The sequence below is a fragment of the Polynucleobacter sp. QLW-P1DATA-2 genome (assembly GCF_001870365.1).
GTDB lineage: Bacteria > Pseudomonadota > Gammaproteobacteria > Burkholderiales > Burkholderiaceae > Polynucleobacter.
Map to the genome: position 1 here is coordinate 1252926 of NZ_LZMQ01000003.1, position 23725 is coordinate 1276650.

24 protein-coding genes and 1 tRNA gene are annotated in these 23725 nt (G+C 45.8%); 15 read left to right on the plus strand and 10 right to left on the minus strand.

Annotated elements, in window-relative coordinates; all coding sequences use genetic code 11:
* Positions 1-82: 82 nt before the first annotated feature.
* Positions 83-574, minus strand: coding sequence for a hypothetical protein (locus A9236_RS09020; protein WP_071465041.1), 492 nt, complete (start codon positions 572-574; stop codon positions 83-85).
* A gap of 138 nt (positions 575-712) precedes the next feature.
* Here A9236_RS09020 and A9236_RS09025 point away from each other — a divergent pair, with 138 nt between their 5' ends.
* The 3 genes from A9236_RS09025 to A9236_RS11490 are packed head-to-tail and all read left to right on the plus strand — an operon-like array spanning position 713 to position 4120.
* Positions 713-1933 (plus strand): HD domain-containing phosphohydrolase, encoded by a 1221-nt coding sequence (locus A9236_RS09025; RefSeq protein WP_071465042.1) that lies wholly within the window; start codon positions 713-715, stop codon positions 1931-1933.
* Between the two features lie 3 nt (positions 1934-1936).
* Positions 1937-2764 carry a GGDEF domain-containing protein gene (locus tag A9236_RS09030; RefSeq protein ID WP_071465043.1) on the plus strand — a complete coding sequence of 276 codons (828 nt, stop codon included), beginning with the start codon at positions 1937-1939 and terminating at the stop codon, positions 2762-2764.
* A gap of 27 nt (positions 2765-2791) precedes the next feature.
* Entirely contained in the window at positions 2792-4120 is a 1329-nt protein-coding gene (locus A9236_RS11490) for an ATP-dependent RecD-like DNA helicase (RefSeq protein WP_071465044.1), read from the plus strand.
* A 4-nt stretch (positions 4121-4124) separates the two neighbouring features.
* Here the strand turns inward: A9236_RS11490 and A9236_RS09040 are convergent, their stop codons facing one another.
* The gene (locus A9236_RS09040) at positions 4125-4475 is read right to left on the minus strand and encodes a hypothetical protein (protein WP_071465045.1); all 351 of its coding nucleotides are present in this window, start codon (positions 4473-4475) and stop codon (positions 4125-4127) included.
* Positions 4476-4988: 513 nt separating this feature from the next.
* Here A9236_RS09040 and A9236_RS09045 point away from each other — a divergent pair.
* Positions 4989-5177 carry a hypothetical protein gene (locus A9236_RS09045; RefSeq protein ID WP_071465046.1) on the plus strand — a complete coding sequence of 63 codons (189 nt, stop codon included), beginning with the start codon at positions 4989-4991 and terminating at the stop codon, positions 5175-5177.
* Positions 5178-5205: 28 nt separating this feature from the next.
* Here A9236_RS09045 and A9236_RS09050 read toward each other — a convergent pair whose 3' ends face one another.
* A complete protein-coding gene (locus A9236_RS09050; RefSeq protein WP_071465047.1) occupies positions 5206-6795 on the minus strand; it encodes a gamma-glutamyltransferase family protein in 1590 nt (529 codons plus the stop codon).
* Between the two features lie 30 nt (positions 6796-6825).
* The gene (locus A9236_RS09055; RefSeq protein WP_071465148.1) at positions 6826-7806 is read right to left on the minus strand and encodes a tripartite tricarboxylate transporter substrate binding protein; all 981 of its coding nucleotides are present in this window, start codon (positions 7804-7806) and stop codon (positions 6826-6828) included.
* Between the two features lie 82 nt (positions 7807-7888).
* Between A9236_RS09055 and A9236_RS09060 the strand changes: the two genes are divergently transcribed.
* From A9236_RS09060 to A9236_RS09065, 3 genes are read left to right on the plus strand one after another with little or no spacing between them, the layout of a single operon-like run.
* Complete coding sequence (locus tag A9236_RS09060) at positions 7889-9238, plus strand: aminotransferase class III-fold pyridoxal phosphate-dependent enzyme (protein WP_071465048.1); 1350 nt, start codon at positions 7889-7891, stop codon at positions 9236-9238.
* Between the two features lie 40 nt (positions 9239-9278).
* A complete protein-coding gene (locus A9236_RS11545) occupies positions 9279-9356 on the plus strand; it encodes a type II toxin-antitoxin system RelE/ParE family toxin (RefSeq protein WP_369821176.1) in 78 nt (25 codons plus the stop codon).
* A gap of 8 nt (positions 9357-9364) precedes the next feature.
* On the plus strand, positions 9365-9679 hold the full coding sequence (locus tag A9236_RS09065; protein WP_071465049.1) for a HigA family addiction module antitoxin: 315 nt from the start codon (positions 9365-9367) through the stop codon (positions 9677-9679).
* 14 nt (positions 9680-9693) lie between these two features.
* Here A9236_RS09065 and A9236_RS09070 read toward each other — a convergent pair whose 3' ends face one another.
* Positions 9694-10422: an LrgB family protein gene (locus tag A9236_RS09070; RefSeq protein ID WP_071465050.1), complete on the minus strand. Its 729-nt coding sequence runs from the start codon at positions 10420-10422 to the stop codon at positions 9694-9696.
* Positions 10415-10762 carry a CidA/LrgA family protein gene (locus tag A9236_RS09075; protein WP_071465051.1) on the minus strand — a complete coding sequence of 116 codons (348 nt, stop codon included), beginning with the start codon at positions 10760-10762 and terminating at the stop codon, positions 10415-10417. The genes A9236_RS09070 and A9236_RS09075 overlap by 8 nt, the downstream gene beginning before the upstream one ends.
* Before the next feature lie 147 nt (positions 10763-10909).
* On the opposite strand from A9236_RS09075, the gene A9236_RS09080 reads away from it, so the two are divergent.
* Genes A9236_RS09080 through soxA form a run of 6 tightly spaced genes read left to right on the plus strand, consistent with a single transcriptional unit; the run spans position 10910 to position 15649 of the window.
* Complete coding sequence (locus A9236_RS09080; protein WP_071465052.1) at positions 10910-11359, plus strand: (2Fe-2S)-binding protein; 450 nt, start codon at positions 10910-10912, stop codon at positions 11357-11359.
* A 9-nt stretch (positions 11360-11368) separates the two neighbouring features.
* A complete protein-coding gene (locus A9236_RS09085; RefSeq protein ID WP_071465053.1) occupies positions 11369-13585 on the plus strand; it encodes a xanthine dehydrogenase family protein molybdopterin-binding subunit in 2217 nt (738 codons plus the stop codon).
* Between the two features lie 24 nt (positions 13586-13609).
* Entirely contained in the window at positions 13610-14062 is a 453-nt protein-coding gene (soxX, locus tag A9236_RS09090; RefSeq protein WP_071465054.1) for a sulfur oxidation c-type cytochrome SoxX, read from the plus strand.
* On the plus strand, positions 14059-14544 hold the full coding sequence (locus tag A9236_RS09095; RefSeq protein WP_071465055.1) for a SoxY-related AACIE arm protein: 486 nt from the start codon (positions 14059-14061) through the stop codon (positions 14542-14544). Before soxX ends, A9236_RS09095 begins: the two co-directional genes overlap by 4 nt.
* Positions 14541-14870 carry a thiosulfate oxidation carrier complex protein SoxZ gene (locus A9236_RS09100; protein ID WP_071465056.1) on the plus strand — a complete coding sequence of 110 codons (330 nt, stop codon included), beginning with the start codon at positions 14541-14543 and terminating at the stop codon, positions 14868-14870. The genes A9236_RS09095 and A9236_RS09100 overlap by 4 nt, the downstream gene beginning before the upstream one ends.
* On the plus strand, positions 14867-15649 hold the full coding sequence (soxA, locus tag A9236_RS09105) for a sulfur oxidation c-type cytochrome SoxA (RefSeq protein WP_071465057.1): 783 nt from the start codon (positions 14867-14869) through the stop codon (positions 15647-15649). Before A9236_RS09100 ends, soxA begins: the two co-directional genes overlap by 4 nt.
* Positions 15650-15677: 28 nt before the next feature.
* Here soxA and purU read toward each other — a convergent pair whose 3' ends face one another.
* From purU to A9236_RS09125, 4 genes are all read right to left on the minus strand, one after another.
* Positions 15678-16532, minus strand: a complete 855-nt coding sequence (gene purU / locus A9236_RS09110; RefSeq protein ID WP_071465058.1) for a formyltetrahydrofolate deformylase — start codon at positions 16530-16532, stop codon at positions 15678-15680.
* An 88-nt stretch (positions 16533-16620) separates the two neighbouring features.
* A complete protein-coding gene (locus A9236_RS09115) occupies positions 16621-16977 on the minus strand; it encodes a hypothetical protein (protein WP_143070604.1) in 357 nt (118 codons plus the stop codon).
* A 14-nt stretch (positions 16978-16991) separates the two neighbouring features.
* Positions 16992-17402, minus strand: coding sequence for a surface-adhesin E family protein (locus tag A9236_RS09120; RefSeq protein WP_071465060.1), 411 nt, complete (start codon positions 17400-17402; stop codon positions 16992-16994).
* A gap of 67 nt (positions 17403-17469) precedes the next feature.
* A complete protein-coding gene (locus A9236_RS09125) occupies positions 17470-19929 on the minus strand; it encodes a penicillin acylase family protein (RefSeq protein WP_071465061.1) in 2460 nt (819 codons plus the stop codon).
* A 134-nt stretch (positions 19930-20063) separates the two neighbouring features.
* Here A9236_RS09125 and A9236_RS09130 point away from each other — a divergent pair.
* Both A9236_RS09130 and A9236_RS09135 read left to right on the plus strand, forming a co-directional pair.
* Positions 20064-20152 (plus strand) — tRNA-Leu (locus A9236_RS09130).
* Between the two features lie 123 nt (positions 20153-20275).
* Positions 20276-23698, plus strand: coding sequence for a filamentous hemagglutinin N-terminal domain-containing protein (locus A9236_RS09135; RefSeq protein ID WP_083393450.1), 3423 nt, complete (start codon positions 20276-20278; stop codon positions 23696-23698).
* Positions 23699-23725: the final 27 nt, after the last annotated feature.

Here is a 23725-nt window from a genome sequence, read left to right on the forward strand (position 1 = left end):
TGATTCTATTTGATTATTTTTATAAATAAGTCATATATAACAATAACTTATAGGATTATATAGACAACTTTTAGCGCTTTAATCAAATTTTATTTCGAGCTGAACGAATACTTTCAAAAGTGGTATTTGAGATTCTGATAGCCTCAGCTGCAGCCTCTGCAGCTCTTTTAGTTGCCTCTGCAGCTTCGGCAGAAGCCTGGATAGAGGATTCTTCAGCTCGATGAGCGACTGCCGCAGCCGCAGCCGCAGCCGCAGCCGCAGCTGCCGCAGCTGCTTCAATTGCTGCCTGAGCTGATGCTGCCGCTGCATCTGCGGCGGCCTCAGCAGCATCAATCACTTGTTTTGAAGCGGCTAGATTAGCTGCATCAGACGATTTTTTGGCTGCTACCAAGGCTTTTTCAGCTGCAATAGCGGCACGTTTTGCAGCCTCTAAGGCGCTAGTAGTGAGGAGTTTTAGCGCCCCAATAGCCTCTGTATATCGTTGATTCACAACAATATATCCCTGCCGCAGATTGCTCACCTCAGCTTCTAGGCTAAGTAATTTGGCATAAATTTTTTCAATTTCACTGGTCATTTTGTACTCTCTTAATTACCCCTTTCAGTATCTAGTCTTTTTGATTCGTCTTGCAAGTTATTTACTTGTTCTTGATCAAATATATAACTTGAATTTAAATAAATATTAATAGCACTTTTTTAGATTCATAATCAATAAATGAGCAATTTAAAAGAAATCGCATCTAGCCCGGTCCAGAGTATTCCTACATTCGATTTGCAGAGACAAGAGTGGGCTTTATCGGCTTTTGCGGAAGCGGCGGCAGCCCTAGCGAGGGCAGAGTCAACCAATTTGCTGATTCAAGAAGTTTGCTCTGCGATTGCGGCGCAAGGACCCTATGTCTTGGCTTGGGTTGGCAAGGCAGAAGATGATGAAAACAAGACAGTCAGATTTTTAGGTGCTGCTGGTGAGGCTATTGCCTATACCAATGAAATTCAAGTGAGCTGGTCGGATAAGCAGGCAAGCGGCCTTGGTCCGGCGGGGTTTGTTATTCGTACTGGAAAGTCCTGCATTATTGAAGATACCCAAACAGATGACAATTTTTTAGCTTGGCGCAAACTCAGTGAAAATTTCGGCATTCGCTCCGCACTGGGCGCACCCATACCCGATGGTGGTGATCATCCATTCGGAGTCTTGCTGGTTTACTCAAAAATTCCTAGCGCTTTTGCCCTCACTGATGTCATTCTTTTTGAAAGTCTGGCAAAGGAAATTGGGTTTGGTCTCAGGGCGATTGAGCGTCAACATCAATTAGATGATCAGATTCATGAAAAAGAGCTAATTCAAGAGCGCCTTGCAACATCACTGCGTGCCACCATTGAAGCGATGTCCAGGACTATGGAGTGGAGAGATCCCTACACTGCAGGCCATCAAAAAAGAGTTGCAGAAATTTCAATGGCGATTGCTCGAAAATTGCAATGGCCTGAAGAAAGGGTAGAAGCTCTGTACATGGCGGCTATGGTGCATGACATTGGCAAGATGTCTGTCCCCTCAGAGATATTGACTAAGCCATCACGTCTAACAAATATCGAGATGCAATTAGTTCAGGGGCACGTAGATTCTGGATACCAAATTTTAAAAGATATCCCCTTCCCATGGCCAATTGCCGATATGGTCAGACAACATCACGAACGTTTAGATGGAAGCGGGTACCCTCAAGGCTTAAAAGGGGATCAGATCTGCCCAGAGGGTCGAATTCTAGCTGTAGCAGACACTATTGAAGCAATGTCTTCACATCGCCCTTATCGCCCGGGATTGGGATTAGATGCGGCCATGAAAGAGATTCGCGCAGAAGCTGGTAGTAAATTGGATGCCTCTATTGTTGATGCGGCATTCGCGCTTGAGGGCGAGCAAGTCTTACAAAAAATTCTTGAGGCTAAATAAAGCATGATCGCGGGTATTGGGCTCTATCTCTTAGCGCTCATCACGCAAGCAACTGCAGTTGGTTTTTCAATTTACTTACTATTGCGGACCAACTCTTATCGTAAAACCTTTTCATATCTTTCTGTTGCATACATTTTAATGCTTGGAAGACGAATTACTCCATCATTTGATTTCTCGAATGATGGCAATCTTAATTTATTGGATGCGGCGCTTGCTGCAGTGATTTCAACGCTCATCTTGTTGGGCACTCTCTACATCAAGCGTTTACTGAGCAATTTAGAGAGTTTAAATTTAACGCTTTTGCAAATTAATAAAACAGATTCGTTAACTGGTGCACTCAGTCGTCCAGAGACATTTTCAAGAACCTTATTAGAGATTGAAAGAAGCTTTCGAACTAAAAATAAACTAGCGCTTTTGATGATTGATATTGATCATTTCAAGCTTGTCAATGACACCTATGGGCATTCCGTTGGTGATGCTGTGCTTCTAAACCTTGCAAGATATTGTCAAGCAGAGTTGAGGGTGATTGATATTTTTGGACGAGTGGGTGGCGAAGAATTTTTAGTAGTACTTCCAGGCACCGATCAAGCTCAAGCTTTCGAGGTTGCGGAGCGTCTCCGAAAACATGTTGCTAAAGAGGTGCTTGCTAAAGTTGCTGATACGGAAATCCACATCTCCATAAGCATTGGTATTACAGTATTTGACCCCTCCCAGAGGCACGATGGTTTTGCACCCAACATAATGAGTCGATATTACGAAGAATGTGATCGGGCAATGTATCAGGCTAAAACGGCAGGTAGAAATCAGTGCAAGCTCTCAGTTGGACCCTAGTTTTTCTTGAGCATGAAACAATAGGGTATGTCTATCCCAACTGCCCAAGCCTCCGAAATTGAAATCACCCCAGATTACCAGGCGGTAATCGAAGCCATTGACCGCCATGACCCCTATATCTTTGTGAGCGGTAAGGCAGGTACAGGCAAAACCACTTTAATTGGTTATTTGCGGGAACACATTCCAGGTAACGTAGTGGTCGTTGCTCCAACTGGTGTAGCTGCATTGCAGGTGAAGGGTGTCACCATTCATTCATTCTTTAGATTGCCGCCACGACTGATATTTCCCGAAGAAGATATCAAGCCATTAAAAGATAAGCGACTTTATAAAGATATTCGTTTGCTCATCATTGATGAGATATCGATGGTGCGAGCAGATGTAGTTGATGCGATGGATTTATTTTTGCGCGCTAACGGCCCACATAAGAGTCAGCCTTTTGGTGGTATTCAGGTAATGTTTGTAGGTGACTTGTTTCAGTTGCCGCCTGTTGTTTCGAGTGCGGATATGCAAGTACTTGCGGATCGCGGCTATGAAGGGCCATATTTTTTCTGCGCAATGGCATTGCATCGCAAAGATGTGACGATGGTTGAGCTATCAAAGATCTTCCGTCAAAAGGATGAGCATTTTGCAAGCCTGCTTAACCGTATCCGAATCAACCATGATGTGGATGAAGCCATTGATACCCTCAATGCTCAGTGTTATCGAAAGGATGCGCAGGTTGATGAGCAGACTATTACTCTTACAACGACTAATGTTCGGGCCGATCAGATTAATGGAGCGGGGCTGCGAGCTATTACGGCTGAAGGTAAGGTTTACACAGGTAAAACCACCGGCAAGTTCAATGTCGATGAACGTAATTTGCCCTCCCCGAATAACTTAGTCTTAAAGGTGGGTGCCAAGGTCATGTTTACGGCTACTGATCCAGGGTTTCCGAAGCGTTGGGTCAACGGTACGATTGGTGTTGTGCGTGAATTACTTCCAGACAAGATCAAAGTCATGGTCCAAAACGGACCATACTCAAATACAGTTGAAGTCACTGGACATCAGTGGGAGTCTTATCGCTACGATCACGACATGATGTCTGGAAAAATCTCCCCCAGCATTATTGGTACCTATGTGCAGATTCCATTGATGCTTGCTTGGGCTGTGACTATTCATAAGAGCCAAGGCAAGACATTAGATAAGGTGAAGGTAGATCTCTCCTCTGGCGCCTTTGCCTCAGGGCAGGTCTATGTAGCGCTTAGTCGTTGCAAAACGATTGAGGGTATTTCTTTGCAACGACCGATCGAACCTAGAGATGTCAGCTGCGATCAAGAGATCAAGCGGTTTTATATGAATTGCTTGCCTTCAAAATAGGATCTTAGGCTGCTTTCCGGATTCTTTTGATTGCATTTAGTTTTGGTTTGGATGCTTTTTGTTTTTCAAGCGCCTCGCTAGCTATCAACTTAAATTCACCCTCAACAAATCTTTTTAAAGCTTCGCGCATCAGAGGCTGGTATCCCATGTCATATTTTGTACCCAAGAGCTTGTATGACTCAATCAAGTCTTTTTCTAAACGAATGGAGATCATCTGCAGACCAAGGGCTTCATCAACTTGAGGCGCCAGTTTTTTATCTACAGCTCTAGCATATTTAATATCCCTACCTAATTCACCGCTTTCCCAGGCATCAGCGGTGTTATGGGCTTTTACTTTCTTCATTTTTGCGATCATCGCTTTCCTCGCTTGCAATCTTTATGTTTTGTGAATGCCATAGAAATGACACTTTCAGTAAGGTAGTGATATTGTATTGTATATACGAATTTCTGTTGAATTTGGCAGAAATGCGCTTTTTAGGTAAATGAGTCCACTATCAAATACAAAAACTACTTTTATTAATATTCCGCGATTATTCTCGGAGATAAACCATTCAGTTGGAGGCTCTGTTAGGTGATCTAGCCTATTATCCAAAAGGTAGGAGCGTGTTCTATTTAAAAAGCATTGCTCAACATCGCTGCGGCTTATACCGTGCTTTAGTTCCAGCTTTCTTTGGGTCTCTGGACTGATAACTAGATTTTGCATGCGCTTACCTAAAATATGTATATACATATTTTATCAAAAAGGCAAACTCAAAAATGAATGAGAGCACCAATGTCCACAATAGGAGGGCAGGAATTTATCCCAGAAAGTTGATGCTCGCTCTAAATTAAAATTGAAGTGTCTCCCATCTTTTTATTATTGGGAAAAATGAATTCAATCACTGTGAAAAAATATGAACTCCTTCGCCTGGCAAGTTTTAATACGGCAGGGCTACAACAATCTAAAAAGAATGCAAGGGTAGGTTGGTCAGAAAGTGCTAAAGCTATCTCTATGGATGATGACAATTTACCAATTGCTGAATTTTCAAATCCAGGGGATAGTGATCTGGACTGGTAAGTTAGCTACCAAAAAATTCATTTTTACCTTAGAAGCCAGCTGCTAATCCATCCCGCCGGTGATCACTACCAGCAATATAAGCAGAATCAGGATCTTCACTTAATCTAGCAATCGCTTGAGCACTACCAAAGTCAAGGCTGTTAGCAGGCTGCACAGCGACTTCATGACCCATGGCTTTAAGTCCATCGACAACACCTTGTGGCATCGCAGCCTCTACAGTGAGTTTGCCTAGATCATCGATACGCCAACGTGGAGCATCAGAGCACGCTTGCGGATTGAGATATTCATCCACAAAGCGCATCACAAACTGAATATGGCCTTGGGGTTGCATATTGCCACCCATCACACCAAACGCCATTGCTGGCTTACCATCCTTAGTTAAAAAAGCAGGCAGGATGGTGTGGAAAGGGCGTTTACCAGGGGCAACTTGGTTGGGGTGTCCGTCAACCAAACTAAAGCTCATGCCGCGGTTATGGAAAGCAATGCCGCCAGGAGCAACCACGCCAGATCCAAATCCCTTGAAGTTTGACTGAATATACGAAATCATCATGCCTGACTCATCAGCGGCGCAAAGATAGACAGTGCCGCCAGAGTGGGGGTCCCCAGGGCCATAACTACCGGCCTTATTATGATCAATCAGTGCAGCGCGACTTGCTAAGTAATCACGATCTAGCAAGCTAGATACTGCAGTCGTCATCGAGTTTGCATCAGATACATGAGCATAGGCATCAGCAAACGCCAGACGCATTGCTTCAATTTGTAGATGGATGCGTTGTGCTGAATTAGCAGGATATTGTTTGACATTGGCTGCTTGCAAGATGCCGAGGGCCATCTGCGCTGCAATGCCTGAGCCATTGGGTGGGATTTCAAGAAGAGTGTAATCACCATAATCAAAGGCGAGGGGTTCAACCCACTCGGGTTGGTTGTCAGCAAAGTCTTGCATTGTGAAGCAGCCACCCGATGCTTGTGCAAAGTCCACCATGCTTTGGGCTAAGGGGCCTTTGTAAAAAGACTTGCCTTCAGTAGCGGCAATTTCTTTAAGGGTTTTAGCTTGCGCGGGATATTTCCAGATTTGTCCAGCTTGAGGTGCTTTACCCTCAATTAAAAAAGATTTACTAAAGCCTGGTTGATTTTTGAGAATCGGAATGGCTTCGCGCCATTGACGTGCAATGACTGGAGAAACAGGAAGGCCGTTCTCTGCATAAGCGATCGCTCGCTTGAATAACTGCGCAAAAGGTAGCTTCCCAAATTTTCTAGATAGTGCAATCCAACCTGCCACCATACCTGGAACAGTGACAGTATTCCAACCAATGAGGTCCATGGCAGATTTGCCCGCAAAATACTCGGGCGTCCAAGCCGCAGGCGCACGACCAGAGGCATTGAGTCCATGGATTTGGTTACCATCCCACAAAATCGCAAACCCATCACCCCCAAGCCCATTCATCGTGGGTTCAACCACAGTGAGCGTAATCGCTGTAGCTAGTGCGGCGTCCACTGCATTGCCACCATTTTGAAGCGCCTCAATACCCGCTTGGGTAGCTAAGGGCTGCGAGCTCGCAACGGTATTTCTGGCGAGTACTGGGGCGCGACCACCACCAAATGGAGGAGAAATAATCATGGCTTTACTTATTCAAGGATTGGAGATTAATTAGTCCACTTTAACATTCGCAGACTTCACTATTTTCTCCCACTTACTTGCTTCGCTAGCAGTAATTTCAGAAAGCTTCTCTGAGTTTGCAAACTGAGGATGGATACCTTGGTTTGCCATGCGAGACTTAAAGTCTGGATTGGTCAGAATTTTCCGAATCTCATGCTCCAGTTTGCTAACAATTGCTGGTGATGTCCCTTTGGGAACATAAATCGCATAAAAGTTCTCTACATCAAACTGCTTCATGCCATCTTGTCCGAGCGTTGGAACATTAGGCATCAGTGGTGAGCGCTCGGCTGCGGCAATCGCAATCGGGCGTAATTTGCCGCTTTGAATATGAGGTAGTGAGGCAGTAACGCTATCAAACATCATTAAGGTATTGCCCGCGATTAAGTCGGGAAGGGCAAAGCTGCTGCCTTTGTAAGGAATGTGGGTACCCGTTGCCCCAATACGCTGCATAAATAAAGTGGCCTCAAGATGAGACAGGCTGCCATTGCCTTGAGATGCGTAATTGAAATCACCCTTTTTGGATTTAATAAAAGCAATCAGTTCGGGAAGATTTTTTGCGGGAACACTGGGATTAACCACAATGAGGTGGGGAATGGTGCCAATGAGTGCAACTGGTACAAAATCCTTTTGTAAATCTGCTGGCGGATTTTTAAATAAAGCCAAGGCTATTGACTGATTGGTGAGGGCGCTAATGTGAATGGTGTAACCATCAGGTGCTGCTTTAGCAGCTGCTTGCAGCCCAATCGTCCCGCCGGCACCAGGCTTGTTCTCAACAATCACGGACTGACCTAAAGCTTCGCCAAGAGGTGCCGCAACTGCGCGTGCAAATGTATCGGTAGATCCGCCGGCTGGAAAAGAAAGAATAGCCACGATTGGTTTTTTGGGCCAATCGGCTTCATTAGCAGCAAAAGCGGTGCTCAATAAACCAAAAAGAGTGCAGATGCTCAGAAATAGGGATTTGGTAATAGTCATTTCAAGGTTCATTCGTTCGGTGGTTAATATAGTATTGGATATTCAAAAGCAAATCACTGCATTAAGACTACAAGAGAAATCGATGAGCGCATCAAATAAAACTTCTAATGGGATTGATATGTCGGCCTACTGGCTGCCATTTACTCCCAATCGCTACTTTCATCAGCATCCTAAGATCATGCAGTCTGCCAAGGGAGCTTACTACTACGATGACCATGGTCGTAAGTTGTTTGATGGCCTTTCAGGGCTGTGGTGCTCTCCCTTGGGGCATGCTGATCCACGTATTGGTGCAGCCATCACCAAACAATATGAAACCATGGACTATTGCCCGGCGTTTCAGATGGCAAGCGAGGCAACTTTTAGCTTGGCAAGCCGCATTGCAAAGATGGCTCCAGAAGGTCTTAATAAAGTATTTTTTACGAACTCCGGCTCAGAAGCAGTCGATACCGCATTAAAGATTGCGATTGGCTATCACCGCGTGATGGGTAATGCCTCGCGTATTCGGATGATCGGTCGTGACCGTGCTTATCACGGTGTTGGTATCGGTGGTATCTCTGTTGGCGGAATGGTGGCGAACCGAAAAATGTTTGCCAGCATGATGATGCCTGGGGTAGATCATTTGCCGCACACGCTTAATCTCTCACAAATGGCTTATTCAAAAGGGCAGCCTACTTGGGGTGCACATCTAGCAGATGAGTTGGAAAAGATTGTTGCGCTTCATGACGCCAATACGATTGCAGCAGTGATTCTGGAACCAGTACAGGGTTCAACTGGTGTGATTGTTCCGCCACAAGGTTACTTGCAAAAGATTCGTGAGATCTGTACTAGGCACGGTATCTTGTTGATATTTGACGAAGTTATTACTGGCTTTGGTCGATTGGGCGCTAACTTTGGTGCCGACCGATTTGGCGTAGTGCCTGACATGATTACATTTGCTAAGGCAATTACGAATGGCGTCATTCCATTAGGAGGCGTGATTGTGCGTGATGATATTTATGACAGCATCATCTCGCATGGCGGGCAAGAGCAGGCGATTGAGTTCTTTCATGGCTATACCTACTCAGGTCACCCAATACCAACAGCCGCAGGGCATGCGGTCTTGGATATTTTTGAGTCTGATGACCTCATTAATCGTGCCAAAGCATTAGAGCCCGTTCTCGAAAATGGCCTCCATGCCATGAAAGGCAAGTCAGGAATCTTAGATATTCGTAACTTTGGCTTATCTGGTGCGGTAGAGCTTGAGCCCGTGCCCGGTAAGCCAGGCCTAAGAGCGCTCAAGGTCCTGGAGGCCTGCATTGAAAGAGGTGCACTAGTGCGTGTTGCTGGCGATGTGATTGCTGTAGGCCCACCGTTTATCTCAGAGCCAAAAGAAGTTGAATTCTTATGCAGTGTCTTGGGTGACGCAGTAGATGCTGCAATGAAAATCAATTAACCATAGCCCTCGTAGGCTTTAAAAAGTACTTTATTTTTTCTTGAATGGAAATTGGAGAATGACATTCAAATTTGAAGGGGAAGATGTAATACTGGTCAATTATCAGGATTATCATTAGTGATAAAAATGAGAAAAATGTATAACCCACCTCATCCAGGATTCACTTTGAGAGATGATGTTCTGCCTGCGTTAGAGCTTACGGTGACAGCAGCGGCTGAACAACTGGGGGTAACTCGTCCAGCCTTATCTCGCGTATTAAATGGTAAGGCTGCGATTTCTCCTGAGATGGCATTACGCATTGAGGCCTGGCTGGGTGTTGAGAATGGCGGTAGTGCTAGTCTTTGGTTGGCACAGCAATCTACTTATGACCTTTGGAAAGCAAGAAAAACAATCAAACCAAAAGTAAAACATGCACGCATCCCCACCTTGCTTGCTGCTTAAACTTATTGTGAAGATTACTTATTAAATAAGTGATAGATGATAGGAATAGCAATGGCGCTGATCACACCATTCATCCCCATTGCAAGGCTGGCATAAGTTCCTGCTTCCGGATGGATGCTAAAGGCACGTGATGTGCCGATACCATGGGCACCAATACCAATGGCAAAGCCTCTTTGCCACCAAGCTTTCATACCCAGTGCATTCAAAACAAAGGGCGCCAGAATTGCCCCAAGAATGCCTGTACTCACAGCAAAGATCGCAGTCAAAGTTGGTGAGACTCCGATACGTTCAGCAATGCCCATCGCGATTGGCGCTGTCACTGACTTTGGATACATTGCACCAGTAATACTGCTATCAGCACCCAATAGAGTGGCTATCTCTACTGCGCTCACAATCGACACCAAACCCCCGGTACAAAGAGCTGCAATCAAGGGAAGAGATCTGCCCTTGAGACTGTCTAGCCCGCGATAAATCGGGATTGCTAGAGAAACAGTCGCAGAGCCCAGTAAGAAGTGAATGAACTGGGCACCTTCAAAGTAGGTGGAGTAAGGCATCTCAATGAGTTGAATCGATGTTGCCACGATGAGGATGGCAATGGCTACTGGGTTAGCTAAAGGATTTTGTTTTGCGTGACGATAAATCGTCAATCCTATTTGATAAGCGGCCAGGGTAATAAAGAGTGCGAAGAGCGGGCTACCTGAGAGGTATACCCAAATTTCTACGATGGAATGTTTCTCATTCATCGCTAACTCTCTTGCTTAAGAAGCGCACAACAACGGCGCTCGAACCAATAGTCAAAATGACACTGGCTACTAAGGCGGTAATGATAGCAAAGGCATTTGCCTTTAACTGCGGTAGAAATAAAACTACCCCTACGGCAGCGGGCACGAAGAGTAGGCCAAGATATTGACTAAAGCCATCTGCAACAGCTGCTAATTCTGGGTTAATTCCTTTGCGCAAAACCAGCCATCCAACCAGTAATACCAAACCAATCACGGGCCCAGGAAGGGTGGGTAGTAAAAGCTTGGAAACAAGTTCGCCAATGCTTTGAAACAGAAGGATTTGTACGAGCCCAGAAATCATGCCCCGATCTTACAGGCACTCATTTATGTTGCATCGCAATAACTTATTTCTTCAGTAAGATAAAGACACGAAAAAGCTAGGGTTTTTGCAATACCGCCTAGCTGATAAGAACAAGTAACAAGAACAGAGACTAATAGGAGATCACTCATGGCTGAGTTAAACGTCAATGGTAAGAAGTACAAAGTAGATGTTGATCCCGATACCCCATTGTTATGGGTGATCCGCGAGCAAATTGGCTTAACCGGAACGAAATACGGTTGTGGTGTTGGTCAATGTGGTGCTTGTACAGTTCTGTTCGAGGGTCAAGCGATGCGCAGCTGCTCATTGCCGGTTGCGGCTGCAGAAGGTAAAAAAATTGAAACCATCGAAAGCTTGGAGAAGAGTGGACAGCTTTCTAAAGTTCAAAAAGCTTGGGTTGACAATCAGGTGCCACAGTGTGGCTATTGTCAATCTGGCATGGTGATGGCAACAACTGCTTTGTTGCGTAATAACCCAAAGCCAACAGATGCTCAAATCGATGAGTCGATCACCAATATCTGCCGTTGCGGCACATTCCAACAAGTGCGTGCAGCTATTCATGCTGCTAGCAAAGCCTAAGGAGGAAACATGACTACTACTATTAATACCTCCCGCCGTCATTTTGTAGTTGGCTCTAGCGCAATCGCTACCGGCCTTGCAATTGGTTTTGATTTCACATTCATGGCTGAAGCCAATGCTGCCATGGGTACCGGCACCACTTCTATGGCGCCTTTGGCAACGCCAGAGATTGGTGTGTGGGTCGTTGTCAAGCCGAATGATGATGTGGTTGTTCGTATCGTGCGCTCTGAAATGGGCCAGGGCACGATAACTGGCTTGTCACAAATGGTTGCAGAAGAATTAGAGTGCGACTGGAAAAAAGTTTCTTATGAGTATCCTTCTCCAGCAGAGAGTTTGGCTCGTAAGGGTGTTTGGGGAAGCTACTCCACTGGCGGTAGCCGTGGCATTCGTACTTCAGAACAATATGTTCGCAAGGGTGGAGCTGCAGCCCGCATGATGTTGATTCAAGCGGCAGCAAATCAATGGAATGTACCTGCTTCAGAGTGTATGGCTGCTAATAGCATCATTACTCACACTCCATCTGGCCGTAAGACAAGTTTCGGTAAGGTTTCTGTTGCGGCATCTCAGTTACCAGTGCCGACTGAAGTGCCATTGAAAGATCCAAAAGAGTGGAAGTTAATCGGTAAGCCTGTCAATCGTATTGATGGTGTTTCTGACAAGGTCACTGGTCGTCAAGTATATGCAATTGACTTGAAGATGCCAGGTATGTTGATAGCGAACATCAAAGAGTGCCCAGTATTTGGTGGCAAGGTCAAGAGCTATGACGCTGCAAAAGCCCAGAACATGAAGGGTGTCAAGAAAGTAGTTCAGGTAGGTGACTCAGCGGTTGCGGTAGTGGCCGAAACCTTCTGGCAAGCGAAAACGGCTTTGGATCAAGTCAATATCGTTTGGGATAACGGTGCAAACGGCAATGTTTCTAGCGCTTCCATCAAAAAGATGCTGGAAGAGGGCCTAACTGCCGACGATGCTTTTGTCCATAACACCAATGGTGATGTGAACTCCGCACTTTCTAGTGCATCTAAAAAGATTGAAGCTACTTACTTCTATCCATTCCTCAATCACGCCACCCTTGAGCCACAAACAGCTACTGCAAAGTGGACAGCGGATTCATGCGAAGCTTGGGTTCCAACGCAAGATGGTGAAGCCTCTTTGGCTGCTGTTATTGCAGCTTCCGGATTGCCAGCTGAAAAGTGTAATGTCTATAAGGTAAATTTGGGCGGTGGCTTTGGTCGTCGTGGCGCCTTCCAGGACTACACAACACAAGCGGTGAATATTGCTAAGCAAATGCCCGGCACACCAATTAAGTTGATCTGGACGCGTGAAGAGGATATGACGCAAGGCCGTTACCACCCGGTCATGATGTGCAAAATGACGGCAGCAATTGACGACAAGAAAAACGTCACAGGTTTGAATGTGCGCTTATCCGGCCAATCTATTTTGGCATCAGTACGCCCAGCAGTAGTTGCTTCTAATAAAGGTAAAGATCCTTTGGCATTCCAAGGTTACGAGCCTTTGGGTGAGCATGCTTTTGGTTATAGCTTTGACAACCTCACGATTGATCATGCCATGCGTAACACTCACGTCCCGCCAGGATTCTGGCGTGGTGTGAATGCAAATCAAAATGCCATCTTTATTGAAACCTTTATGGATGAGTTGGCTGATGCCACCGGCATGGACCCGGTAGAGTTCCGTCGTAAGCATATGAAAAACTATCCACGTAACTTAGCAGTGCTTAATGCGGCTGCTGAGGGCATTGGGTGGACTAAGCCAGCAGCTCCCGGGGTCTATCGTGGCATTGCTCAAATGAAAGCCTTTGGTAGTTATGTTGCTGCAGCTTGTGAGCTTTCTGTGACTAATGGCACCGATGTGAAGATTCATCGCATTGTTGCTGCAACTGATCCTAGTTATGTTGTTAATCCGGCGCAGATTGAACGTCAAGTTGCAGGCTCATTTGTCTATGGCTTGTCAGCACTTTTCGAGGAAGAGATCACCATTGAAAAAGGTGCGGTTGTGCAAAAGAACTTTGACACCTTTAACTCCATTCGTTTATCGCAAATGCCTAAGGTTGAAACTATTTTGATCCAAGGCGGCGGCAGTGAATGGGGTGGTGTTGGTGAGCCTACTATTTGCGTTGCTGCTCCGGCAGTGCTCAATGCAATTTACCGCGCTACTGGCAAACGCTACCGCACAGTTCCTTTGAAAAATAGCGGCATTAAGCTCGTTTAATTATCAAAGCACTGTGAAGTATTTATGAGAAAGGGGTGCGTACTGGCAGTTTTCTTGCTAGTCGCCCTCAATCTTGGTCAGGCTAGTGCACAAAGTAATGCGAGCATTGTTGCAGGAGAAATTACGCAACCCTTAACAGCAACACCGGGTGATCCGCTGCGCGGGCGCGGTATTGTTACCAGTCGTCAAACCGGCTTATGCATACTGTGTCACAGCGGCCCATTTCCTGAGGAGCGTTTTCAGGGAAATCTAGCCCCTGAATTAAGCGCTAGTGTTGCACGCTATACGGCGCCCCAACTCAGAGCGCGAATTGTGAATTCTAGTTACTTTCATCCTAATACCATCATGCCAACTTACTTCAGCGTTGACCATCTCAATCGCGTTGCCCCTAAGTTCATGGGTCAAACCATATTGAATGGGCAAGAGATTGAAGACGTTGTTGCCTTTTTATTGACTTTAAATTCTAGTAAGCCATGATTGAACCAACATTAACCCATCAAACCAGTCGCCGTAATTGGTTTAAACAATTACAGAGCCTTGGCGTTCTTGCTTTAGGCCTTTGGTTTAGTCCTTTAACTGCATTCGCTAAAAAGGAAGATGCAGCAAAAGCCATTCAAGAAATTACCGGTGGCAAGTTAGTGCAAGACGGCAAGGTCAATCTAGTCATTCCGCCTTTGGTAGAGAACGGTAATCTGGTGGTGCTGAAGGTTAGTGTAGATAGCCCTATGACTGCCAATGATTACGTTAAAGCAATTCATGTGATTGCAGAAGGTAACCCTCTACCCAATATCTTTACTGCTTACTTGAGTCCTCGTTCGGGTTCAGCAAAAATTACCACGCGTGTTCGCTTGGCTGATAGTCAAACTGTGTGGGCGATTGCGCAAATGAATAATGGTAGTTTTTATAGAGGTAGCGCAGAGACCTTGGTCACGCTGTCTGCCTGCACGGAGTTGGTATGAGTAAAACATCACGCACCTCTATCACCATGCCATCGAGCGCTAAGAAAGGTGCCATTATTGAGATCCGTGCGATTGCACAGCACGATATGGAGTCTGGCTTTCGGTATAGTGAGGGCGGGAAATTAATTCCACGCGATATTATTCGTGTCTTTACTTGTACCTATAACGATGTCGAAGTATTCAAGGCAGATTTTTACCCTGGTATTGGCGCTAACCCCCTTATCATTTTTACAACGATTGCTACCGAGACTGGAACATTAGAATTTAAGTGGTCTGGCGATGATGGTTATGAGGCCATCAATCAAGCGCACATTACAGTTTCATGAGAAATCTACTGCTCACCCTGGTTTGTGGCTGTAGCATCTTATTTTTCGGCCCCCAGGTAGAAGCTGCCTCTGATAATGGCAAGCAAGCACTTCAATCGAGCTATCAATTGATGTCTGCAGAAAATAAAGCAATGCAAGATGATCCCAGTCTTAATCCAGCCATGTTTTGGGTAGGTGATGGTCAAGCGCTTTGGGATACGCAGGTAGGCAAGAGCAATAAGTCCTGTGCCAGTTGCCATGGTGATCCGAAAAAATCTATGCGGGGAGTTGCCACTCAATTTCCAAAGATCATGAACGGGAAGTTGCAGACTCTCGAGGGTCAAATCAATCAATGTCGCGTCGGCGCGCAAGGTACCTCATCACTTGCTTACGAAAGCAAGGATCTTTTATCGCTCACAGCATTGGTCGCATACCAATCCAAAGGAATGCCAATTTCGGTTAAAGAAACGCCTCAAAATAAAGCTGAGTTACAAAAAGGTCGTCAATCTTTTTATGAGCGAATGGGGCAGTTGAACCTATCCTGTGCTCAATGCCATGAAGAGAGGGCGGGCTTGAAGTTGGGTGGCGCCCCAATACCGCAGGGTCATCCCAATGCATATCCTATTTATCGTCTGGAATGGCAAACGTTGGGATCATTACAGCGCAGACTACGTAACTGCATGAGTGGTGTCAGAGCGCAACAGTATGAGTATGGTTCGCCAGAGATGGCGCAACTAGAATTATTCTTAGCGTGGCGTGCACGAGGACTTCCCCTGGAATCTCCAGGGGTTAGACCTTAACTAAAACGAATATCAAAACAAATATTTATTAGTCGGAAAAGACAACTGAAGTTGTGCCGTTAATCAACACACGGTCATGCAAGTAATAGCGCAATGCACGAGATAAAACAGTGCGCTCTAAATCTCGACCTTTGCGGACCAAGTCTTCTGGTGTGTCGCCATGAGTAACGCGAGTAACGTCCTGTTCAATAATCGGACCCTCATCTAAGTCGCTAGTAACAAAGTGGGAGGTAGCTCCAATCAGCTTAATGCCACGCGCATGAGCCTGGTGATAGGGCTTTGCGCCTTTGAAGCTCGGTAGAAAGGAGTGATGTACGTTAATGCAACGTCCCGATAATTTAGTGGATAAATCATCGGATAAGATTTGCATATAGCGAGCCAGAATCACCATATCTACTTTAGATTCCTCAACGATTTCCAATAACTTGGCTTCTTGAGTAGGCTTAGTTTCAGGGGTAACGGGCAGGTGATAAAAAGGAATGTCAGCAAAATCAATGCTGGCATAGACATCACGAGGATGATTGGAGACGATACCGCAGATGATCATTGGTAATTCACCAATGCGCCAGCGGTACAAAAGATCTACTAGGCAATGATCTAACTTGGATGCCATGATGAGTACGCGTTTTAAATCCTTGACTGCACGCAGATTCCAGGTGAGTTCAAACCGCTTCGCAATTTCTGTAAATCCGGAGCGTAATGTGTTGCCATCTGTCGGACAGCTAAAGCTCACGCGCATAAAGAATCGCTTGGAAGCTTTGTCATCAAACTGTTGAGCTTCTTCAATGTCGCCGCCCGCCTGAAAGATATAGGTGGATACAGCAGCTACGATGCCAGGTTTATTGGGGCAGGTAAGGGTGAGGTAATAGTTTTCAGTAGTCATTGCTAAATTAATCGTTTCAATAGTGATTTATTGCTAATAAACGATGATTTTAGTCCCTGAATGGTGTTATTCCAGGGTTTGTGAGGTGCTATTGCTGAGAGGCTTCTTTTATTTGGTCTGCAGGTCCACTCAGTGGGGCGCTATTGTCAGTAATTTTAGGTAGAACTACCTCTTCGCAAATAGGCTTGGGACCAATGATATTGGTAAAGCTGCATTCCTTTTTAGTGGCTACAGAAGCTGCATGCTCTAAGGGGGATTTTCCAGTAGTTACCGAGGAGGCAATGCTAGTAGCTGTTATGGGGTTGGCTACTGCAGCTCCTACTACAGTTGTTCCTGCTGAGCTAGCTGCGGCAGTGCTAGTAGTGCCGATGGCTGCTAAGGGTGCCATACACCCTTGCAGTATCGGGCAAGAAACAATCAATACATAAAACCAAATTGTCCGCATGGACAGATAGGCGCTTACTTATTCAGTTTACAAACAGAGTTAAATACGCCAGCAGCCCAAGTCTCGCTGACTACAGGCTCAAATTTGCTATCCGGAGTATTGTTTTCCGAAACCACTTTGCCAGTTGCTTTGTTGCCAGCAAATTCTTTGTAAGCGATTGGACGGTAGCTTACGGTAGGGCAATCAAATTCATTTACACCAACGATCGAGTTGACAGTCTCTTTATTGTTTGGATTAACACCGGGCTTTTTGAGATCAAGCATCGAAACAATTTGAGTTTTTTCACCTTGGGTGCGTGCAGTATCAGTATCGACATAGACCACCATCAATTCATTTGATCCCAACTCTTTCCAGGCCGCATTAGCGTTGCTATAAAAAAGTAGCAGAGCTGAGGAGGTTAAGCTAGCAAGAAGAATTTTTTTCATTTAAAGACTTTCAAAAGGTTGCTTACGAATGCTTTTGCAATATTTTATACGCCCTAGATACAGGGAATTACTTATTTATCAGCTCTAGAGTGCGCTTACTATTCTCTGGCTTCATTTGGAGCGGGAGGTACTCATTCTTAGCCCATAAGGGATTCATATTGCGATAAAGCTTGCTTTGCACCCAGCCCGACTGACCTGTTTGATAGATGAACACCGATTTTTCAAGGTCAGAGAAGTCATATATTGTTCTTAAGCTGGGCGCTTGTAGTGTTTCGTAGGGGTTTTGGGAGTGTAATAATTCCAGCCTACCGACATTAATCGTATTGCTATCACCCGGAAATGGCACTTCTAGATTAAAAGCTTTGCCGAGTATAGGAACCTTGCTTAATGGGCGATGTTCAGAGATGGCGATATGCGCTTTACCCCATGACCACTTATTAGGATCATCTCCATATTCTTTACTCAAATAATCAAGCGCTTTATCAAATGCATTATTGGATGCATCAATACAGGTTTCGATCAGCTGTGTTTTTGGATCATCACACCAAGGACTATTGGGATTTTTAATTTGTGCGAGCAGGGCCCCGCGATAGTTGCGATCGCCGTAGGTTTGAGTAAAGATATAGCCCAACCTAGAGAATAGGTTACGCGTGAGTTGATCAGCCCAAGCATTAAACAATAAAGCAGCTGGACTATTGATTGACATATCCGCATTAAAGTTCTTACTCATTTCTAATGCTTGAGCCCCCAAACGATGAGTAGGCTTACTAGATTTAAAAAGATCCAATAGAGGAACCGAGCTCAAAGAAAGGGTGTCTGCCTGCATCGTTTTCATAAAGTCGAGATCATGACTACCCCTAGATTTGATGAGCTCAACAATCCGATCGTAACGAGCAGACAAATCCCAATCAGCGGTAAGTGGGTTGGGATCATTGCTGGCAATAATGCGTTGGTTGGCTGTAGCAAGCCAACCTTGCTCAGGATTATTGCTCGCTGGTAGCTGGTCAAAAGGCACATAAGCGCTCCAGTCGTATTGCTTTTCCCAACCTAGAGCAGGGGCGACACCATAAAGGCCTTGATGCAGCAATCGCTTAGGGGCAACTCCAGCAGCTTGATAGGCAATATTGCCATCGCTATCTGCCATAACAACGTTTTGCATCGGCGCGTAATTTTTGCGCAGCGCATCTTTAAAAGTATCTAGATCTTTGGCACGATTCATGTCTAAGAGACCGACTACAGATTGATTCTCAGAATCTAAAGCGGTCCAGCGTAGTGCTAATGCAAAACGACTGGTGTCAATTGCTCGCTGAGCACGTGCATAAGAATCAGATATTACTGGACCATGCCTGGTTTCTTTCACAATAAAGTTAAGCGGTGGAGCACCTTTGATATCGATGACCTCCTGGCGCACTTTAAAAGGTAGCATGCCATCTGGACCCCGATACATGCCAGGATTTTTTGGATCAAGCTGTTCTATATAGCTATCTTGGACATCAGGATTGGTATTGGTAAAGCTCCAGGCGATCTTCTCGGTTCTGCCTAAAATCACCGCCGGAATACCTGGGAGGGTTGCGCCAATCACATTAAGGCCCGGTGCATCTAGATGGGCAAAATACCAAACTGCGGGTGCAGATAAACCCAAGTGGGGATCATTGGCCAGCAAAGGCTTACCAGTAGCAGTCAGTTTGCCGCTCAAAGCCCAGTTATTGGAGCCAATGCCTTCCTTCCCCCCGGGTAGCTCAATTTGCGTCAACTCTGTAGTGGGAAGGTTTTTGGATTTGCTGTTAGCCGGTCCAGCTTGCGGGTTAAATACATTGAGGTCGCGGTAGATTTTGGCAAAATCTGTATTCGTAGGCGGCTCACCAATTTCATAAGGGGGTAGCACCTCCCAGATTTGTTTGGTACTGAGGTATTGAGAAAGCTCTAGCCTTTGTAATTCTTTTTGCCAGTTACCACCCAAGTCATAGGCCATCATCAGCATCCAAGCAACGCTATCCGTTGGTGACCAGTGACCCGGTTTGGACCCGGTTAAAAAATATTCAACAGGTAGCGCCCAACCCAAGTTAGCGTTGCCAGCATTCACGCCATCTGCATACGCTTGCAATAAACGTTTTGCTGAAACTGGGTATTTATCAAACTGATGCTCAGCAGCACGCTTTATTCCCAACGTTCGTATAAAGCGATCGATGCTGACGGTCTCACTACCCAAAATTTCGGAGAGGCGTCCACTAGCAAGCCGACGATTAATCTCCATCTGCCAAGAGCGTTCAGTGGCATGCAGATACCCCAAAGCAAACAATGCATCAGATTGACTATTGGCTTTGATATGAGGAATGTCTGCTTCATCAAAAGTGATGACTACAGAATCACCGAGAGTCTTAATCGTGCGCTTTCCGGCGGGGCTCGATTGCGCGGAATACAGATAGCTCAGCGTGACTACCAAGGCAAGTATCAATATGACTAAAGCAACCCATGCGATAGGGCGCATCAATTTGTGAAGTCCTGCTGAATGGCCTTTGGGTTTCATGGGCGTATTTTAGTATTTTTGCCCTGCGAGCAGTCTGGGTCTCTGACCTTACCTCTTCCCAATGGTCATTTAGGCTTACATGCTAAAATTTCGCTTGTCTTGGTTTATTTAGCACGGCTTTATTGTTTGTGCGAGCCCGAGTGGTGAAATCGGTAGACACAGCAGATTTAAAATCTGCCGACTCAAAAAAGTCGTGCCGGTTCGATTCCGGCCTCGGGCACCACCTCAAAACCACACAAACCCTCCCTTTTCCCCTTAAATGAGGCGCAAAGCCGCGATTTAGCTGCTCAGAGCCTGCTTTTTGTGATAAATCCTCGTAAAATCAAGGCACTAACGTACTAAATGGATGCTTTTGATTAATGCCTCGGGGATTTCATCCTCGTACCATCCTGTTGGGCATTTCAGTACCTTTTCTTCTAGGATTAAGGCTGTATTAGCACTTTCTTTTTTCCTGCTCTCATGCTCTGGCATAAGTCAGGGAGCCACAGTTTCACCTCCAGCAAATACGCTCCCCACTAACGGCCAAGTCGTCGCTGGCAGTGCTTCGATTAATTCATCCTCAACTGCCACTTCTGCCGTGATGAACATCAATCAAACTTCGCAACGCGCAGTGATCAATTGGGATACTTTTAATGTTGGCAAAAATGCAGCGGTTAACTTTAACCAACCAAATGCAAATGCGGTGACTTTGAATCGGGTTACTAGTGCAACCCCATCGATGATTGAGGGTGCAGTTAATGCTAATGGCCAAGTTATTTTTGTAAATCCGAATGGCGTCACCTTTGGTAAGGGTGCAGAAGTCAATGCCGCTGGTGTAGTGGCAACAACCATGAATATTGCAGATAGAGATTTCATGGATGGAAGGTCAATCTTTAATGGTAACGGCGTAGGCCAAGTCATTAATGAAGGCAAAATCAAAACTAATGTAGATGGTGGGTATATCGCTTTATTGGCGCCGGAAGTCCAGAATCAGGGCTATCTCTTTGCTCAAAAGGGCGGCACAGTCGCCATCGGCTCCGGTACCCAGATTTCTTTGAAAATTCAAGGCCTCAGTTTGATCGCCCTTAGTGTTGATGAAGGTGTTTATAACGGCCTCATCTTTAATAAGCGGATCATTGAGGCCCCAGGAGGTTTGGTTGTAATCTCAACTGGAGCTGCCAACCAGCTTCTAGCCTCTGTTATCAAAAACACGGGTCGCATTTCTGCCTCATCAGCAATTAACAATGGCGGCATTATTGAGCTCGTGGCTAACTTCATCACTCAGGCAGGCAAGCTTAGCGCGAATAGTCAGCAATCTCAGGGCGGTCAAATCAATCTAGTTGGCAACGAAATAACAGTTGCATCTAACTCTAAGACTACTGCTACCGGTGCAACAGGGGGCGGACAAGTCAATATTGGTTTAGCAAGTACTCAGGTATCCGGTGGCACTCAGATCAATATTCCTACTCCAGATGCAATCAAAGTGAATGCAAGCCAGGCAGCGCAAAATAATCAATTAGCAAATGTAGTTACTGTCGAACAAAACGCCACCATCGACACCTCTGCTACTAAAGCAGGCAATGGCGGAACTATCGCAATCTGGTCTCAGGTTCAAACCACAGTAGCTGGCATTTTGAAATCGTTGGGTGGTGTTATCTCAGGTAATGGTGGATTTATCGAGACTAGCTCTACTGGCAAAGTCATTTTTAGCCAAGGCCTGGTAGTTGATACTTCAGCCCCTCATGGCAATTTTGGTAATTGGTTAACTGACCCGGCTGTTATCGTGATTGATACTGCTGCTGCAAATGCACTTACTAATGCTTTGGCCACCACTAACGTTACCTTGAATGCTGCCGCCTCAGCGTGTGGACCTATTGCAAGTTGCCCAACTAGCTCTACTCCTGTTATCACTTTCTTGGCGGATGTCCTTTCATCCAATCCGTTAACTAGTCTTTACCTATATGCAGATAACGGCAGCATCACTATCAATAGCACTATTCAGGCGGGTGCTGTTTACGCTCAAGCTCAGGGTGGAACAATCAATATAGGGGGCTCGGGCAAGATTCAGGGCTTCAATGATCTACTTGGAGCAAGTCCTGGCAGCCTAAGTTACGCAATTGAACTCCTAGCCCAAGCAATTTATGTTTCCGGAAGTCTTGTTAGTGCAAGCCCCTTAGTTGGTGGGACGGGGGCCAATATGAGACTTGTTGCCAACACCATAAACCTGGGATCAACCAGTTTCTTAATTGCAGATGGTTCGTCTGGCGGTTTAATTACAGTTGCCGCTAATGATTCTATTTATTCCGAGGGCTCTATTCGTGCAAATGGTATTAACGGTAATGGCGGTACGATTAATCTGATTGCAGGAAATGCAATTACCCTTGCCACTGCAAACACTGCATCTCAACAGGCTTACTTACAGGCCAATGGTTCGATTAATGGCGTTACAAATGGTGGCAATATTATTATTGCTACGGTAGCGGGTGACACTACTATTTCGCAGACCATTATTGCGGCAAATGGAAATGCAGGTGGTGTAGGAGGCGATATTGCTATTACCGCAAGTGGTACCGCTAAGATTGGCAATTCACAGATCTTTGCAGATGGCGGCACTACAGGCGGAATTATTTTGATAGGTGATGCCTCAACAATTGCCACCACTATTGATGCTAGCACTCTTATCGATGCCAGTTCTTCTGGTGTAGTAGGTGGCGCTCCTGGTTACATCGATATTGCAGGTCAAACAGTGAATTCTCTTGCGATTCTCACTTCCGCTGGCAGCACTACGATTTCTACTGCGCAAATTGCAAATTTCTCTGCTATGCTTCTTGCGGATGAAAGTGTTGTAGCTGGCGGTACAACAACTACTACAACCACCACCGGCACAACAGCTCCCGCTGTTGCGCCTGTAGTCACCGCGCCACCTCCGCCCCCGCCCCCTCCAGTAATAGTGTTTGCGCCTCCGATTGCCGCACCTGCACCTGCTAAGTTAGAAGTGGCAGCCTCACTATCTTCCTTTGTTGCGCCACCTCCAGCTCCAGCAAATCCGCCGCCAGCTCCAACTGGAGGAGAAGTTTCTATGCCTGCTCCGATTAGCGCAGCTCCATTGGCGGTTATGGCCGACGGTAGCATTCAGCTCACACCACCTGCACCACCAACTGCGCCCCCATCCGCTCCTGTGGCAGTAGTCGCTAATTCTTCTGCAACACAGGCTCCCCCAGCGGCGGTAGCTCCACCTCCACCGCCAAGTAATCGCGCTGCCTCTAATGCTGGCAGGGATGGATCAAACAATAATTCAGATGGTCGCAGAACGGGGACCGCGCAAGATGTTGCTGATAAAAAAGAATCTAAAAACGGAACTGCAAAATCGACCACTACTGCATCTAAGTACGTAAGTAAATATGCCAACGGCTTTCACAATGGTGGAAAGGCGAGCGCCAAAGAGAGTGGCAATAAGGCGCTTACTGTGGCTAAAGCAGCGCCACAAAGAGAGGGTAAATACAGTCATCGTATAAATGCGATGAACAGTAATCCTGCAGTAATTGCCTCTATGGCCCAAAACCGATTTGCTGGAAGTATTTCACCATTTCCGCCAGGAGTGCCTCATGAGATATCTACGCCTGTGGCTTTGCGGGGTGGGGATAGCCTAGTGCAATCCTACGATGATGTGCCATCGATCCGTAATTCTGGGGTTGCAACTGCGAGTCGCTCACGTAATGCGGACAACTATCATGAAAGTCTCGAGTCTGTAAATCTGATGTCTACCTTAAATCTATTTATCATCCACTAGTAATGCTCAACTTGTTTTAAAGAAAAT